General features: G+C 57.2%; 17 protein-coding genes. 12 read left to right on the top strand and 5 right to left on the bottom strand.

The features are described from left to right. The first annotated feature begins 19 nt into the window (after positions 1–19). The 6 genes from DBV39_RS18790 to DBV39_RS18815 all read left to right on the top strand — a co-directional run bounded on the left by DBV39_RS18790 (position 20) and on the right by DBV39_RS18815 (position 5,331). A complete protein-coding gene (locus tag DBV39_RS18790) occupies positions 20–442 on the top strand; it encodes an acyl carrier protein (RefSeq protein WP_227870724.1) in 423 nt (140 codons plus the stop codon). A 55-nt stretch (positions 443–497) separates the two neighbouring features. Continuing rightward, entirely contained in the window at positions 498–1,379 is an 882-nt protein-coding gene (locus DBV39_RS18795) for a hypothetical protein (protein ID WP_108622904.1), read from the top strand. Between the two features lie 57 nt (positions 1,380–1,436). Continuing rightward, complete coding sequence (locus DBV39_RS18800) at positions 1,437–2,750, top strand: beta-ketoacyl-[acyl-carrier-protein] synthase family protein (RefSeq protein ID WP_108622905.1); 1,314 nt, start codon at positions 1,437–1,439, stop codon at positions 2,748–2,750. A gap of 2 nt (positions 2,751–2,752) precedes the next feature. Continuing rightward, complete coding sequence (locus DBV39_RS18805) at positions 2,753–3,640, top strand: beta-ketoacyl synthase N-terminal-like domain-containing protein (RefSeq protein ID WP_108622906.1); 888 nt, start codon at positions 2,753–2,755, stop codon at positions 3,638–3,640. Next, positions 3,640–4,020 (top strand): hypothetical protein, encoded by a 381-nt coding sequence (locus DBV39_RS18810; RefSeq protein ID WP_265416018.1) that lies wholly within the window; start codon positions 3,640–3,642, stop codon positions 4,018–4,020. Before DBV39_RS18805 ends, DBV39_RS18810 begins: the two co-directional genes overlap by 1 nt. A gap of 96 nt (positions 4,021–4,116) precedes the next feature. Next, positions 4,117–5,331, top strand: coding sequence for a lysophospholipid acyltransferase family protein (locus DBV39_RS18815; RefSeq protein WP_159079039.1), 1,215 nt, complete (start codon positions 4,117–4,119; stop codon positions 5,329–5,331). A 72-nt stretch (positions 5,332–5,403) separates the two neighbouring features. On the opposite strand, the gene DBV39_RS18820 is transcribed toward DBV39_RS18815, so the two are convergent. The 4 genes from DBV39_RS18820 to DBV39_RS18835 all read right to left on the bottom strand — a co-directional run bounded on the left by DBV39_RS18820 (position 5,404) and on the right by DBV39_RS18835 (position 7,948). Continuing rightward, positions 5,404–5,649, bottom strand: coding sequence for a glycine zipper domain-containing protein (locus tag DBV39_RS18820; protein WP_108622909.1), 246 nt, complete (start codon positions 5,647–5,649; stop codon positions 5,404–5,406). A gap of 35 nt (positions 5,650–5,684) precedes the next feature. Further along, positions 5,685–6,044 carry a Rap1a/Tai family immunity protein gene (locus tag DBV39_RS18825; protein WP_108622910.1) on the bottom strand — a complete coding sequence of 120 codons (360 nt, stop codon included), beginning with the start codon at positions 6,042–6,044 and terminating at the stop codon, positions 5,685–5,687. A 173-nt stretch (positions 6,045–6,217) separates the two neighbouring features. Next, entirely contained in the window at positions 6,218–7,015 is a 798-nt protein-coding gene (locus DBV39_RS18830; protein ID WP_108622911.1) for a hypothetical protein, read from the bottom strand. Between the two features lie 624 nt (positions 7,016–7,639). Beyond that, on the bottom strand, positions 7,640–7,948 hold the full coding sequence (locus DBV39_RS18835; protein WP_108622912.1) for a high-potential iron-sulfur protein: 309 nt from the start codon (positions 7,946–7,948) through the stop codon (positions 7,640–7,642). A 198-nt stretch (positions 7,949–8,146) separates the two neighbouring features. Here DBV39_RS18835 and DBV39_RS18840 point away from each other — a divergent pair, with 198 nt between their 5' ends. From DBV39_RS18840 to DBV39_RS18865, 6 genes are all read left to right on the top strand, one after another. Then, entirely contained in the window at positions 8,147–9,046 is a 900-nt protein-coding gene (locus DBV39_RS18840) for a DMT family transporter (protein ID WP_227870726.1), read from the top strand. Between the two features lie 90 nt (positions 9,047–9,136). Beyond that, a complete protein-coding gene (locus DBV39_RS18845; RefSeq protein ID WP_108622914.1) occupies positions 9,137–10,303 on the top strand; it encodes a CaiB/BaiF CoA transferase family protein in 1,167 nt (388 codons plus the stop codon). Beyond that, a complete protein-coding gene (locus tag DBV39_RS18850) occupies positions 10,296–11,018 on the top strand; it encodes an enoyl-CoA hydratase/isomerase family protein (RefSeq protein ID WP_227870727.1) in 723 nt (240 codons plus the stop codon). Before DBV39_RS18845 ends, DBV39_RS18850 begins: the two co-directional genes overlap by 8 nt. 158 nt (positions 11,019–11,176) lie before the next feature. Then, positions 11,177–11,758 carry a cysteine dioxygenase family protein gene (locus tag DBV39_RS18855; protein ID WP_108622916.1) on the top strand — a complete coding sequence of 194 codons (582 nt, stop codon included), beginning with the start codon at positions 11,177–11,179 and terminating at the stop codon, positions 11,756–11,758. Next, positions 11,758–12,675, top strand: a complete 918-nt coding sequence (locus DBV39_RS18860) for a glycine reductase (RefSeq protein ID WP_108622917.1) — start codon at positions 11,758–11,760, stop codon at positions 12,673–12,675. The genes DBV39_RS18855 and DBV39_RS18860 overlap by 1 nt, the downstream gene beginning before the upstream one ends. Positions 12,676–12,907: 232 nt before the next feature. Continuing rightward, a complete protein-coding gene (locus tag DBV39_RS18865) occupies positions 12,908–13,870 on the top strand; it encodes a TRAP transporter substrate-binding protein (protein ID WP_108623387.1) in 963 nt (320 codons plus the stop codon). Positions 13,871–14,115: 245 nt separating this feature from the next. Here DBV39_RS18865 and DBV39_RS18870 read toward each other — a convergent pair whose 3' ends face one another. Then, entirely contained in the window at positions 14,116–15,189 is a 1,074-nt protein-coding gene (locus DBV39_RS18870; RefSeq protein WP_108622918.1) for a malate/lactate/ureidoglycolate dehydrogenase, read from the bottom strand. Positions 15,190–15,214 lie beyond the last annotated feature (25 nt).

The following is a 15,214-nucleotide window of genomic DNA, read 5'->3' on the forward strand; positions in this document are numbered from 1 at the left end:
CGCCGATATGGAGTAGCTCATGGCTGAAGAAGTCATTACCAAAGAAGAAATCATGGCGGTGTTCCCGACCGTCCAGAAAACCATGGCGGATGCCCTCGGTTGTGATGAGGAAGACATTGAGCTTGACGTGTCGCTCATCGAAGGTCTGGATGCCGAATCCATCGATTTTCTGGATATGGTGTTTCGCCTTGAGCGCGCGTTCAAGGTCAAGGTCCCGCGCGGCAAGATTATCGAGGATGTCCGCGGTGACATGCCCGTTGAAGAGTTTGAGCAAAATGGTGTGCTGACCGAAAAGGGTCTGATTCGTCTGAAAGAGTATCTCTCCGAGATCCCGGACGATCGATTCTCTTCGCCCATGCGCGTCGACCAGATCGCCCGTCTGTACACACCAGAAACATTCTGCAAGATGATCATCCGCGCACAACGTGCGGCTGCCAGGTAATTCGGCTGGCACCCGTGTGGGTGCATTTGCCGATTTGCTCATGTTGAGAGGTTGAATGACGCAATCTGCCAGTGCTGGTCCGAGCCGCTTCGCCGCGTTCTCTTTTGTTGATCGCATTACGCTGATCGATGGTCTCAGGCGGGTGACGGGAACATATACGATCCCCGCGGATGTGACTGTGTTTCCCGTCAGCCTGGTGGCGGAAGCCATCGGCCAGTTGGCTGCCTGGGTGGCCATGTCGCACGTGGCTTTCACCCGTCGTCCTGTCGCCGCACTGGCCGGAGCGACTGAAGTGCATTCGCTTCCTGTTGCAGGCCAAAGGCTTGACCTTGAGGTCGACATCGACAGTTGCGACGAGGATGCTATCGTCTATCGAGGTCGTGCCAGTGTGGATGGTACGCCGGTCCTCACGCTGTCCGACACGCTCGGATCGATGCTCGATACCGATCAGTTTGATGATCCTGCCAGGCTTGCTGCAGACTTCGATGTCCTGACAGACCAGGGGTGTGCGTCCGGACGGTTCAAGGGTGTGGAGCCACCAGCCTTGCAGACAACGGTGCACGAGCCGGGAGTGCGTGTGGAGTCCGAGCTTCGCGTTCCGGACCATGCGGACTTTTTTGAAGATCACTTTCCGCGCAAACCTGTCTACCCTGCGACCCTGCTGCTCAACGCCATGATGCAGCAGGCCAGTCTGCTTGCCGCAGATGTGATGGCTGGCTCTTTGCAGGTGCAACGCATCACCCATGTCAAGGTGCGCGCGTTTACGGAGCCGGGCACACAGTTGACGCTGTTTGCAGAGTCTCCGAAGGCTGTCGATGATGATTCAGGTCTGTGGGTATTCAAAGTTGGTGCAGTCAACGCTGGACGTACGATCGCGGGTGCACGCATATTTTTCAGATCCGCTTCGAAGGCAGCGACCAAATCGCCTTCACCGTGATCGTCAGATCAACCCACACTTCAATCGACTCTTTAACCACTACCGAGGCCGTCTGCCATGACAGCAAAAACCAGGGTAGCGATCACCGGGATTGGTCTGGTGACGCCTGCAGGACACGATGTGCAATCGACCTGGAGCCGGCTCAAGGCTGCTCGCAGTTGCGCTGCACCGATCAGCATCTTTGACGCGTCGGGCTTCTCGACACGTATCGCAGCTGAGGTCCCGGATATCGACAAACTGCCCGATATCGATGACCGCAAGCTTCTCAAATACGCGAGCCGTGCGCACCGTTTTGCACTGGCTGCTGCAGATCAGGCGCTGGCAGATGCCGGTATCCGGCCCTCATCCGGTGATGCCGGTCGCTGGGGGTGTGTGGTGGGTGCGGGCATGATGTCGGTGGCACACGACGAGATCGCAGCGGTTCAGCGAGATGCTGCCGTTGACGGAGAACTCAATGCGAGTGCCTTGCTTCAGGTCCCGGTGGCCAACGACGTCATGGCGTTCAGTCGCAGTCTGTCGACTGCTGGCATCAGTCTGCTGCTGCGTCGCTACGGCATCCGTGGTTACGCGTCGACCGTTCATACCGCATGTGCGTCCGGTGGACAGGCCGTCGGCACGGCGTTGAGACTGATCCGCAGAGGCGTGGCGGATTGTGTGCTGACAGGCGGATTTGACTCGATGATTTCTCCGGTTGGCCTGTCCGGATTTTGCTTGCTGTCAGCTGTTTCGCCAGACAATGACAATCCGCAACGAGCCAGTCGGCCGTTTGATGTGACACGCAACGGTTTCGTGCTTGGAGAGGGGGCCGGCTTTCTGGTGCTGGAGTCGTGGGAGCGTGCTGTTGCGCGTGGCGCAACCATTTATGCCGAGCTTGCGGGGGATGGCAACTCCCTGTCGTCCTACCGGATCACGGACTCCCATCCTTCCGGGGATGGACCGATCCAGTCCATGCAGCGAGCGATGGCTGATGCCGGTGCCAGTATCGAGGATTTTGATTATCTGAATGCACACGGGACTTCAACACCGATGAATGATCGCAGCGAATGCGCAGCGGTCAGGGCTGTGTTTGGCGATTACGCTGACCAGATTTCTGTCAGTTCCACCAAAAGTGTGATGGGGCACCTGATCGCGGCGGCCGGCGCGGTCGAGGCTGCCATTTGCGCCATGGCAATCAGGCAAGGGTGCATGCCGCCCAACGCGAACCTTCAGCAAGTTGATCCGGATTGTGATGTGAACATCGTTCGTGATGAGCCCCGACACGCGAGAATACGGATGGCGATGTCCAACTCTCTTGGTTTCGGTGGAAGTAACAGTTCGCTTGCTTTCAGACATCCTGAAGAGACAGCGGCCTTGATCGCACGGGGGTTGTAAACATGACCAGACTAGTGATTACGGGATCGGCCGCCATTTGTGGCGCAGGCCAGACACCTGCGGAGATTGTCGACTCCTTGTTGACAGGAAAACCTGCGATTGCGCCGATTGAGTCGTGGGACACCGCGGGGTGGCCATGCACAGTGGCCTCGACGGTACACCATTACAACGGCGGAAAGCTGCTCGGTGACCGCAAGCTTGTGAAGCTCGTGCGGCGCTCGGACGTATTTGGGATCTATGCGGGCGATCAGGCCATTTCCCAGGCCGGGCTGAGCGAGTATCGCCAGACGCTTGAGGAGCGTGCAGCACTGGAGTTTGCCGATTCGACTGGTTGCTACGTCGGATCGGGTGGTGGTGCATTCGAAGTGAATTACGATTACTTTCCGTTGATGGCAGAGACTGGCGCGGACATGCAGGCGTTTGGTCAGGAACTGTCCAGTATGGTCAATCCGATGTGGCTTCTGCGCTCGTTGCCTAACAATGTGTTGTGTCACATCAGCATTCGACACCAACTCAAAGGTGTCAACGGTTGTATCACCAATCACACAACCAGCGGCATGCTTGCGCTGATCGAGTCTGCGTGGGCCTTGCGCGAGGGTGAGGCCGAGCGGGTAGTGGCGATTGCTCACGATGCCCCGGTCGAACCCCAGACACTCCTCTATCTTCACCGGGTCGGTTTGCTGGCCAGTGAGCATGCCACGCCGTTTGATCGTCGCCATGCGGGATGTTTGCTCGGCGAGGGTGCGGGATCGATGGTGCTGGAAACCGAAACCTCTGCGCTTGAGCGGGGGCTACGATCCTGGGTGAGTATCTGGGCGGTGGTGACTGCACTGAGGGTGAGAGTCTCTTTGATGTGCGCGAAGACGGTGACGGTGTGCGTCGAAGCATAGTGAGTGCCCTCCATGACGCTGGCGTTGCGTTTGAGGACATTGGACTCATCGTTTCGCACGGTAATGGCACGCCCGCGTCAGATCGTTCAGAGGCGGTCGCATTGAGATCGATATTTGGGGATGCCATGCCCCCGGTGACATCAGTCAAATGGTCTGCCGGACACCTTTTTGGGGCGGCTGCATTGCTTGACCTGGCAGTCGGACTGGAGTGTGCTCGCAGACAAGTAGTGCCGGGTATTGGTAACCTTGAGCAGATAGCGCCGGGGTGCGAGGGAATCAATGTCAGTGCGGCTTCGCGTTCAGCTGCGTCCGGGATCGTGCTGGTGATTTCCCGCGGTTTTGGGGGTACCAATTCGGCGGTCCTGTTACGAGCTGTCTGATTCAGGGCACCTCGATTCACCCGGATGGTACGCCTGCGATGGTAGATGTGACGGGCTGGTATGTTGACTCATGTCAACGACGCAAGGAGTTTAGCGGTGGGAGAGTTCATATCATCTCGTCAAACCTGCTCCGGGATTGAGAACGAGTACAGGCTGCCATTGGACCGTGAAGAAGCCTTGAGGTACCTGGATTCCAGTGAGTCTGACAGGGCTGACCGGAGATCAAGGGCAAACAATTCGTCTGACCCGGCGGGTTTTCTTGCTGCCGAGCTTGCGCTGCAAAAGCTTTGTCTGGAAGTAATGGCAACGGACGCTCGCGCAGAGCGTATCTGTGAGTCAGATTTTCTGGTCGAATCGCTACAAAGTAACCAGATCAACCTGAGATTGAGCGGTCGGGCGCGGCGAGCTTTAAATCATCACCTTCTAGAGAGTATTTCTGCTCGCATCGAGGAGGATGGCCAAACTTTGGTGGTCGTGCCCGTAGAAATGTCGTTGCCGGTCACTCGTGCAGGGCGATTCATTGGACGATTCCTGCCGTACCGCAGAAAGGTGATCGAGCAGGGCATGCGACGTGTGTATGGCGAACGCGTCAGTTCTGAGCGTCTGCATCAGCTCATGCTGGCCCATTACAGCCATCTTGCAACGCTTTTATGGGAGCTGCTGGTTTTCCGGTTCAAGTCTGTTGATGAGCGTGCGGCCAAGGTCCGCGTGCAAGGCGAACAGATGATCATCGAGGCCTTTGAGGCCGGCAAGGGCATGCTGATCCTGACGGGTCATTTCGGTAATTTCGAGGTCTCGACGGTATCAGGCATCGAGCATTTCCCTCTGGCGAAAGGTAGGATTCATTTTTTGCGTCGACCAATCAAACCCAGGTGGTTGAGTGACTTTCTGACGCGTCGCTTTAACAGGGCCGGGTTCGGAGTGATTGGCAGGCGAGGGTCGCTTGAAGAAATCGTGAACCGGTTGGAGTCAGGCGAAGCGATCGTCTTTCCGTTTGATCAGTACGCTCACAAGCCAGATGGCATCAGTGTTCCACTTTTTGGTGTGCCGACCGGGACCTACAAGAGTATGGCCGTGCTGGCGATGGCTACTGGCGCACCGGTGATATCCGGATCCTCCTGGCGTGAGCCAGATGGTTCGCATGTACTCAAGTTCTGGGGGGCGCTCGAGCCTGTTCAGGACGAAGACGTGGGTAAGGAAATCTCTCGAAACACAGAGATGTACAACCGCGAGCTCGAGCGAATGATTCTGTACAAGCCCGAGCAATGGTGGTGGGTGCACCGTCGCTGGAAGAACGCGCCTGCAGTCTGAATACCTGTATGGCGCTGCACCGGATCCGGCAAGTACGTTTCGCTACGGTGTCACACTGTTAATTGCGCGGCTTCAGTTGCTGTTGTTCTGCTCGTGCTTGTTGTAAAGAAATCCACCTAGTGCGCCCACTGCGGCACCGCCGACAGCACCCCAGATGGCATCACCGCCTGCCAGTGCTGTGATACCTGCGCCGGCTGCGGCACCAATTGCACCGCCAGAGAGCTCTCGCTGCTGGGCTGTTGTCATGTTCGAGCAACCGCTGACGGCGACTGCTGCAACGACAGAAAGCGCGATCAAAGATCTTTTAAGAGTAGTCATGATGTCTGTCCGTATGTGATTCAGTCGTGGCCGGTTCAGGATTTGCAGGGAAACGCACTAGCGAGGTAGCGCAGCAAAGTGTCAGCTGCAGACCTGTCTGCGTACTGGGGATGCTTTTCTGTCCATGCCAGAAAGTCTGTCATGGTCTGTTTGCGAGATGGGCTCTGGCCTTTGAAACAGATGAACTCCGGATTGCGTGAAGGGTGGCGGCTCATGGAATACGTGTCAAAGACACCTTGAGCAAAGCCATGACAAAAAGCCTGGTCTGCCGTGCTGGCGGAATTCTGGCAAGCAGAAACCAGGGCCTTTGTCGTGATCACGGTCGGCGTTGTTTGTGCGTTCACAGTGCTCATGGCCAAGGCGGCCAGGCTTGCAGCAATCAGTGCAGTCTTCATGTGGGTCTCCAAAGTGGACGTTCCTGATTCTATACAGATCCAATCTGGATGCGAAGAACATTTTTGAATCACATGATCATGCTCATCAAACCTGACATCCAGGCGCCTCATGCCTTCTTTTCGCAAGTAGACTGCCGTAGGGCAAGACGTGCTTTGAAATCGGTTTGACCGTGTCAGACTGTCGCGGGCGTTTGCGGGTATCTCAGCGCGAGCACCTCGGCACCGGAACTGCCAGCTGTCAGCCCGGGACGGTCTTGCTCTGCATCCAGGAAGCAACAGGACCATCCGGGAAGCACCTTGTCATTGATTTCGATGCTGCCTGCAGTGACCAGCAGAGTGACGCCTTTTCCGGCAGCCGGATCCATGCATTGTGCTGATCCACCCGGAGCGATCCGGTAGAGGATCACAGCGAGCCCATCCGGGTCATCGCGATACGTTTCACTGTTTGTTTCAGTGCGGTTGGCCAGCTCGTCTTCATCGCTGATTGCGATCTGATCGACGATCACATTACGGCGCTTGCCAGGACGCATCTGGTCCTTGGCTGCCGGGAGATACTGCGCGCCTGTCTCGTCCGCACTGGCTCGAAACGTGAAGTATGACAGGCCCTGGTCGCCGGGCTCAATTGGACCGTACCCGGTACAGGCAGCAGAAAAATGGACACTCAAGGGGGCGAGCGCGTGTCGGCCCAGCAGACCACTTCCCGCTGCCACGACCTGAAACTGATCGACAAAGTGAAAATGTGGGTGCACGGTTGCGCCGGCTTCCTGCTGGATCAGGAACGCCTGCGGCGCACGCTTTTCGCCGGGAGCCGGATCGATGTAAGTTACGTCGGATCGGTCAGGCAGAAGAGAGGATGAACTGGGCGGTGACGGAGGCGGGCCAAAGTAAACGCTACGCCAAATGTTCTTGCCGTCTGTGGTCGTGCGCGCAAACCGGCTCTGGACGGCTTGATCGTATGTAACTGCCAACATGTGAGCTCTCCCGCAATTTCAACAGTATTAAGGGACGTGTCAAGGGACTTAAGTGCGTTTCCAGTAATAGCACAATAACGGGCTAACAGACACGCAGCGGTGAATCGGCCTTGACTCAGTGTATGTTGGCTGGGCGCTATTGCTTCGGGATCTCTGCCGGACCCACAAAGCCCGGCCATGCTGCCATTTCAAACTCGTCTACACCGGACGCATCGAGCGTATGGGTCCCACTTCAGTGTCGGTGCAGGTTTCTTTGTGCTGGCAGCGAGTGCAGGCTTTTCTTCGTTCTGAAGAAGAGGGCTGGTCCTCAGAAATGTATCGAACGCGAAAATGGGGCACAGAAGGCTGAGCTTGCACAGACAAGCACTCTTGGGGTGCCAGAAGGGACTTGCCTATGGCGTGTGGTACTGGATGATGATCAGACAACGTTGTGAACCGGTACTCCGGAGAACAAGAAGCAGAAAGCCAGACATGGATCATGTCTGGCTTTCTAAACGCAACTTGAACGGCCCTGTTTCAGGCTGTCATCGCGGTACCTGCGTTGCCATGATTGCGAAAACAGCAGGAACATCGGAAGCAAAATGGACTCAGGCAAGTTTTAAAGTTACCCTTTGATGGTAAACCTTAGCCTGGCTTCTTGACCCACAGATTGCACCATCCATTGCCTGCAACGAGTTTGCCTGGAAAGGCGGTACAGGTGCCAGCGTTGTCGCTCTTGGCTGTGTAGAGCTGACAGTTACTGCAGAGCTGGCCTTGTTTGTATTTGGGGAACTTGCCGGTGTCTACCTTATTGACGTCGTCGACGTATCCCAGTGCCTTGGCCTGAGGGTTTGATTCCTCGAGCATTGGCTGGGCGTAGGCCACTTTGGCAGTTGCCAGAGCAGCTACACTCGCAACGGAGACTTTCATGAACTGGCGGCGGTTGGTTGTCATTTGCACTTCTCCTGAAAGATTCACACGAATCGGTTATCAGACCCATGTCGTGACTCACAGTGCATTCTAGGCCAGTCCGATGGCGTTGAAACACTCTATTTTGTGCTTAAGCGTCTGAAGATTTGATGTTCATCAAGTGGACGTCAAATAATCTTCTGACATCCCTGTCAGTTAACTTGTAATATCTGGAATTTTGTATTGAGTGAGAATCATTCCTGGTCTAAAACGGCCAGACAGATACCAATGATCGTCTGGGCAGGCCCGGTGTTCGTGCTGGTCTGGAGTACCGGGTTTATCGTGGCCCGCTACGGAATGCCCTACACCGACCCGATGACGTTTCTGACCATGCGGTTTGCTGGCGTGCTGGCCATCATGATTCCACTTGCGATGTGGTGGAAGGTGCAATGGCCTGCAAGAAGACAGATTGGGCACATCGCGGTATCGGGGCTGCTCATGCATGTCGGCTACCTGGGGGGTGTCTGGACAGCCATCAAGATGGGGATGCCTGCCGGCCTGTCCGCCTTGATTGTTGGATTGCAACCTGTTCTGACGGCGATTCTCGCTGCCAGACTCTCCGAGCATGTCTCAAGACGTCAATGGCTGGGCTTGATGTTCGGGCTCGCAGGCGTTGCCATTGTGCTGTCGGACAAGATTGTGCTCGACGGGGTGACCTGGTTGAGCACGTTCTATTGTTTTGTGGCGTTACTTTCGATGACAGCCGGCACCCTGTACCAGAAACGCTTTTGTCCGATGTTTGACCTTCGGGCGGGCAGCATGATCCAGTACGGAGCGAGCGGGCTGGTGACCGGATTGCTGATGGTCCTGTTCGAGCCGATGCAGGTGGACTGGAATGTTGAACTTGTTGCTGCCTGGGCCTGGAGTGTGCTCCCGCTATCGATTGGCGCCATGAGCCTCTGGTTCGTTCTGCTGCGCCGGGGCGAGGCGACTCGCGTGAGCAGTCTCATGTATCTGACTCCGCCAACCACAGCCATCATGGCCTGGTTTCTGTTTGGTGAGGCGCTCACCTTCTGGGTCGTTTTAGGCACGGCGGTGACTGTGACCGGTGTATGGCTGGTGACCCAGGTCCGGCGTAACTGACGTCAGGATAGCGATTCTCTTGTCGGGTTCGCCAGTTGCTAGAATGGTCTACAACATGTGAATTCAAGTCTGGTAACAGGAAAAATCGTTATGCCAAACAAGCTGGCCCTGGAGGGCGTTCGGGTCATTGAATTATGTAATGTGGCAGCGGGTCCATTTTGCGGGATGCTGCTTGCTGACATGGGGGCTGACGTCATCAAGGTGGAGAATCCCGCCGGGGGGGATACCTTGCGTAGCTGGCCGCCTATCTCCGAGGGGTTCAGCGAGAACTTTGCCTCGCTGAACCGAAACAAGCGTTCCGTGACGCTGGATCTTAAAAACCCTGACGATGTCGAGAAGTTCCGTTCACTGGTCCGCACGGCCGATGTGCTGATCGAGAACAATCGTCCTGGTGTGATGAAGCGCCTGGGCGTCGGGTTCGATACTCTCAAAAGCATTAACCCCAGGCTGGTCATGGCGTCGATCTCGGCTTACGGGCAGACAGGGCCGCGTGCACGCGAAGGTGGGTTTGACCTCACCGTACAGGCGATGAGCGGCATCATGAGCATTACCGGAGAGCCCGGTCGTCCGCCAGTCAAGTGCGGGGTGCCTTTAGCCGACTTCTCGGCTGGACTCTACGCCGCTTACTCGGTTGTCTGTGCGTTGCGCGAAGTCGAACGGTCCGGACAGGGCACACACATCGATGTCCCGATGCTGGGTGCGACGCTGGGCATCGCTGCGTTGCAGACATCCGAGTTCTTTGGTAGCGGAAAGGATCCGGTGCCGCTGGGATCGGCCCATCCGCGTAACGCTCCCTATCAGGCGTTTCAGTGCAAGGATGGCTACTTTGGCATGGCTGCCGGTAACAACGCACTGTGGCTGTCCGTCTGCCGCGTGGTCGATATGCCGGCGCTCGCGCAGGACCCGCGGTTTGAGACCACGTCACTGCGCGCAGCGAATCAGGATGCCTTGCGTGAACTGCTGGAGGAGAAGTTTCTCAAGGAAGCGGCTGAAGTGTGGCTGGGGCGATTCCGCGAAGCCGGCGTGCCCTGCGCGCCAATCAATTCATACTCCGAAGTACTCGCAGACGAGCAGGTCGAGCACATGCAATGGGTTCAACCCATTGAACTGCCCAATGGTGTCAAAACCAGGACCTTTGCCTCTCCGGTACGTTTTGATGGAGAGGCTGCGCCCATTCGTCGCCGTCCGCCAGCGCTGGGTGAGCACAATGACGAGGTGTTTTCCGGATTGAACGCCAAGGATGCTGGAAATGAGTGAAGTGCTGCTGGAGTCGGTTTCGGGTGGCCACTGGACGCTGGTGCTGAACCGTCCGGACAAGCGCAATGCGCTCAGCGCCGAACTGGTTGAAGCGCTTCATGATGCCCTTGACCGAGCCCATGCGAGTCAGGGGCACTCCCTGACACTGCGGGGTGAGGGCAGGAGCTTTTGTGCTGGCTTTGATTTTGCCGGGTTTGAGGCAGCCAGTGAAGGCGACTTGCTATGGCGTTTTGTACGCATCGAGCAGCTGCTCGACAAGCTCTATGCCAGTCCGATGGCAACCCTGGCCTACGCACATGGAAAGAATTTTGGTGCGGGTGTCGACTTGCTGGTGTCGTGTCAGCGACGACTGGCGAGCGAGGACGCGAGTTTCAGAATGCCAGGCCTGAAGTTCGGGCTGGTGCTGGGGACCCGGCGCCTGGCAGCCAGAATCGGCGCCGATGCGGCCCGGACCGTGCAGGAGGTCGCCGCGACCTTGAGTGCCACTGAGGCCCTGGAGAAGATGCTGATCACAGCCATCGTTGCACCAGATGAGCTGGACGCGGCAACAGAGAGGTTGCGAGAAGCGGCGCTGGCACTGGATGCGGACGTGCGTGGCACTTTGTACCAGGTGCTGAACGACCGGGACGCGGACCGGGATCTGGCCAGTCTGGTGCGCTCGGTCATGCGGCCAGGCTTGAAGCGGCGTATTGAGTCCTACCGGGCAGGTGCCTGAAGATCAAGGTCGTTCGTGTATTCGGACTGGGTTTTGGAAGATTGAGGCGTACCGGAGCATGTTCATGCCCCATCAGGCGTCCAGTTGAGTTGATCTGACGGGTGGTGCGATTCCCAGGCGGATGCACAGCCCGTAAAACAAGTAGAGAGGAGATTTTCATGGCAGGTCTTAAACAGGATATTCCAGCACTGAAGAAGTTTGTCGCGCAGGTCGAGCAACTCGTTCAGAGCAGTACCGAGCAGGAGCCGGACTTCATGCCAAGGCTGGGTGAAGCGATGCGCGAGCTCGTCGCAAAGGATGACTGGCTTCCTGACAGCGTCGCTGTCCCTCATCCGCAGTTCTACCAGCAGTACTGTTTGTACGTCGATCCACAGGACCGGTTTTCCGTGGTGAGCTTTGTGTGGGGTCCGGGCCAGCAAACGCCTATTCACGATCACACAGTCTGGGGTGTCATCGGTCAGCTTCGTGGCGCGGAAACCGGGCAAGGTTATCGGGCTGACGGCGAGAACCCGCCTGAGCCCTACGGTGAGATCGAGCGTCTGGAGCCGGGCGATATTGCGTATGTCTCGCCGACCATTGGCGACGTTCACAAGGTCGCCAATGCGTACGACGACAGAGTGTCGATCAGCATTCACGCGTATGGAGCCAACATCGGCAAGGTGAATCGTCATGTCTTTCCGCCCGAAGGGGGGCCGGCCAAAGCATTTGTCTCCGGCTACAGCGATCCTGTGGAGCAGTGATGGATACGATGGATTTTGCGCCAGAGCTGGACCAGCCGGTCGGTTACATGGCACGTACACGTGCATGGTATCTTGCGCTCGGATATGACAACCCCTATCGATGGGCGCATTATCTGGATGTTCCGTTTCAACCGCTGGCATGCAAGCTGTCCGATCTGACCTTGACGCTGATCACGACCGCAGCACCGTTTGATCCGGCCAAGGGCGATCAGGCGCCCCGGGCACCGTATAACGCTGCGGCCAAGTTCTATGACGTCTACTCAGGTTCGAGTGACCAGGACCATGATGTCCGGATCGTGCACGTTGCGATCGATCGCAAGCACTCGCCCATGACCGATCCCAACAGCTGGTTTCCCTTGCCATTGCTCAGAGACCTGGCCTCTGAGGGCCGGTTTCGTCTAGGTCCGCGATTTCACGGTGCGCCAACCAACCGGAGTCAGCGTCAGACCATTGAGAAAGACTGCCCGGAGATCCTGGCGAGATGCCGGGAGGATGGCACCGATGTGGCGGTCCTGGTGGCAAATTGCCCGGTCTGTCATCAGACACTGAGTCTGGTAGCACGTTACCTGGAAGCCAACGGTATCGCGACGGTTCTTCTTGGGTGCGCCAAAGACATACCGGAACACTGCGGTGTTCCCCGGTTTCTGTTCAGTGACTTCCCGCTTGGCAATGCGGCTGGCAAACCCCATGATCCGGCCTCGCAGCGCCAGACGATGGCCCTCGCGCTCAGGGTGCTTGAATCTGCGCCGGGCTCAAGAACGACGGTGCAGTCCCCGCAGCGCTGGTCTGATGATTTTGACTGGAAGCTTGATTACTCCAATCCCGATCGCACACCGGCCAATGAGCTGGCACGGCTTCGACAGGAGGCGGATCAGGCCAAGGCCGAGATCGCCCGTCTCAAGGCGGTCAGTTCCTGAAGCTGGTCTGTCGGTCCCATCGGGTATTCCCCATGCATGGTGACTGCCCGTACGGGACAGATTTGCGGTAATGTTTAGCAGGGAAGTTGCACCACAGACAATCAACCCTGGTTTCATAATAATAGCCCGTGACAGATCGGCGCAGAACGGTCTGACCGGACGACCACCTTTATGCACGGGGTCAGACCCGTGCCGGTTTCAGGAGACAAATGATATGAGTTCCTTGCGTCGCATGATGGTTCCCGTGGCTGCCGCCACGCTTAGTGCAGTGGCCATGGGTGTCCAGGCCCAGACCGTCCTCAAAATCGGCTATCCGACCTCGCCACAGTCGCATTACGGCGTTGGTTCGAGCACTTTTTGTGAAGAGATCAAGAGTGGTACCGAAGGTCGCTATGTGTGCGAAGAGTTTCCGAACAGTGCACTCGGTGGTGAGCGCGAGATGATTGAATCGGTTCAACTGGGCACCCTGGACCTGGTGAACACCTCGACCGGGCCGCTGGGCAACTTTGTTCCATCGGTCAAGATCGTGGATATTCCATTCCTGTTTCGTGACTACGATCACGCTCGCAAGGTGATGGACGGCGACATCGGGGAGAAACTGCTGGATGATATGCAGGAAAGGGGGTTGGTCGGGCTGGCCTGGACCGAGAATGGCTTTCGTCACATGACTAACAGCGTACGGCCGATCGTCAAGGCCGATGACGCCAAAGGCCTGAAGATGCGCACCATGGAGAACAAGGTTCACATGGACGGTTACAAGACCTTTGGTATTTTGCCGACCCCGATGGCGTTCCCGGAGCTGTTTACAGCCTTGCAGCAAGGCACAGTTGATGGTCAGGAGAACCCGATCCCGGTCATTCTGGCGTCCAAGTTCTCGCAGGTGCAGGACCACCTTTCACTGACCAATCACGTGTATTCGCCTGCCATCCTGATCCTTTCACCACAGGTCTGGAATGAGCTGTCCGATGCGGACAAGAAAGTCTTCAAGGCCGCTGCGCAGAAGGCAGCGACTGCGCAACGCAAGAAGGTCAATGACGATGAGGCCAATGGTATTGCGATCCTGAGAAAGGACGGCATGCAGGTGGTTGAGCAGGTCGACGGTGAGAGCTTCCGTCAGGCCATCACGCCAGCCTATGCAGATTACGCCAAGGAATTTGGCGCAGACAATATCCGCGCAATTCAGGCTGTTCAGTGACGGGTCTGATAAACCAGGCAGATCACTGTGCTCCCGCTGGCTTGCCAGGCGGGAGCACAAAAGCGTAGCAAAAGCAGCAAGAGAGTGACCGTGGAGTGACCAGTCAAATGACCGCATTGCCGTGTGAGGCGATAGCGGTCATTTGACTGGGTGGTTGCGATGCTGCCTTGTAGCGCGATTGCGAGAGGCAGGCGTTGCAGGCATTGGGCAGCCGGCTTGCTGCAGCCCTGCGCAGACTGACGCTTCTATTGCCTGGCCAGTTTGTCCACGAGTTCGGGGTCGACCTTGAGCAGACTGGCTGCATGCAGGACTTCCTTCCACGTGGTGTCATCAACCGGAATGCCCTGGGACATGCGTTCTGCCATCGTCTTGCGTTCAGGCTCACCGGCGATCTTGACACCGTCTGTTCCAGGTGCGGCCGGGGACTGCCTGACCCAGTCGACAAACGCAAGTGCTTCGCGTGCGAAGGCATCGCCAGGGGAGAGGCGGGCGGGGTCAATCACAATGGTCAGCATGCCATTGCCAACGCGACGTCCTTTGGGATGTTCGTGCAGCGTCATGCCGCCGGCAAGCGCACCACCGAGCAGTTCACAAACCAGCGCCAGACCGAAGCCCTTGTGTTCGCCAAAGGCACGCAATGCACCGAACGGAGGCTTGATCGAATGAACCGGGTCGGTGGTCGGGTTGCCATGATGGTCGATAAGCTGACCGGGCTTGAGTTGCTCACCCTTGTTGTAGGCCACACGGGCTTTGCCCTTGGCGATCACGCTCGTGGCAAAGTCCAGCACAACCGGGTCCCGGTCCTTGAGCGGAATGCCGACGCAGAACGGGTTGGTGCCGAAGCGGGCATCGCTACCATCCCATGCGGCAACAGCAGGATCTGACAGCACATTCACAAAGTGAATGGAAATCAGTTGCTGTGCGACTGCCATTTCTGCCCACGCTCCGATTCGGCATAGATGGTGGGCGTTAGACAGAGCCATGATGCAACTGCCTTGTTCCTTGGCTCGGTCGATGGCAACCAGCATGGCTTCGTGTCCCACGACTTGCCCGAAACCGCTGCAGCCATCAAGTGCAACCAGTGGCCCCTGATCCAGTCGTTTGCTGACATGGGCATTCGCAACAAGCCCGCCTTCGAGATACGACTCGGTGTATCTAGGCAGCATGCCGATACCGTGTGAATCGTGGCCAGTCAGATTGGCCCGGATCAGATTGTTCGTGACAAGATCGACCTCGGTCGGGTCGCTTCCGTAGCCCTTGACCAGCGCCTTGATGGCAGTGGTCAGGGACTCGGGTTTGAAACAGTGATAATCAGCCATCGCATATCGGGCCTGGCGCCCGACC

Origin of the sequence: Orrella marina (genome assembly GCF_003058465.1) — a bacterium.
GTDB lineage: Bacteria > Pseudomonadota > Gammaproteobacteria > Burkholderiales > Burkholderiaceae_B > Algicoccus > Algicoccus marinus.

Excerpts from the sequence above, each read along its gene's own strand:
- DBV39_RS18795 (WP_108622904.1), top strand. The coding sequence starts at position 498 with ATGACGCAATCTGCCAGTGCTGGTCCGAGCCGCTTCGCCGCGTTCTCT.
- DBV39_RS18790 (WP_227870724.1), top strand. The coding sequence starts at position 20 with ATGGCTGAAGAAGTCATTACCAAAGAAGAAATCATGGCGGTGTTCCCG.
- DBV39_RS18835 (WP_108622912.1), bottom strand. The coding sequence starts at position 7,948 with ATGACAACCAACCGCCGCCAGTTCATGAAAGTCTCCGTTGCGAGTGTA.
- DBV39_RS18855 (WP_108622916.1), top strand. The coding sequence starts at position 11,177 with ATGGCAGGTCTTAAACAGGATATTCCAGCACTGAAGAAGTTTGTCGCG.
- DBV39_RS18870 (WP_108622918.1), bottom strand. The coding sequence starts at position 15,189 with ATGGCTGATTATCACTGTTTCAAACCCGAGTCCCTGACCACTGCCATC.
- DBV39_RS18825 (WP_108622910.1), bottom strand. The coding sequence starts at position 6,044 with ATGAAGACTGCACTGATTGCTGCAAGCCTGGCCGCCTTGGCCATGAGC.
- DBV39_RS18800 (WP_108622905.1), top strand. The coding sequence starts at position 1,437 with ATGACAGCAAAAACCAGGGTAGCGATCACCGGGATTGGTCTGGTGACG.
- DBV39_RS18830 (WP_108622911.1), bottom strand. The coding sequence starts at position 7,015 with ATGTTGGCAGTTACATACGATCAAGCCGTCCAGAGCCGGTTTGCGCGC.
- DBV39_RS18805 (WP_108622906.1), top strand. The coding sequence starts at position 2,753 with ATGACCAGACTAGTGATTACGGGATCGGCCGCCATTTGTGGCGCAGGC.
- DBV39_RS18865 (WP_108623387.1), top strand. The coding sequence starts at position 12,908 with ATGATGGTTCCCGTGGCTGCCGCCACGCTTAGTGCAGTGGCCATGGGT.
- DBV39_RS18860 (WP_108622917.1), top strand. The coding sequence starts at position 11,758 with ATGGATACGATGGATTTTGCGCCAGAGCTGGACCAGCCGGTCGGTTAC.
- DBV39_RS18845 (WP_108622914.1), top strand. The coding sequence starts at position 9,137 with ATGCCAAACAAGCTGGCCCTGGAGGGCGTTCGGGTCATTGAATTATGT.
- DBV39_RS18850 (WP_227870727.1), top strand. The coding sequence starts at position 10,296 with ATGAGTGAAGTGCTGCTGGAGTCGGTTTCGGGTGGCCACTGGACGCTG.
- DBV39_RS18820 (WP_108622909.1), bottom strand. The coding sequence starts at position 5,649 with ATGACTACTCTTAAAAGATCTTTGATCGCGCTTTCTGTCGTTGCAGCA.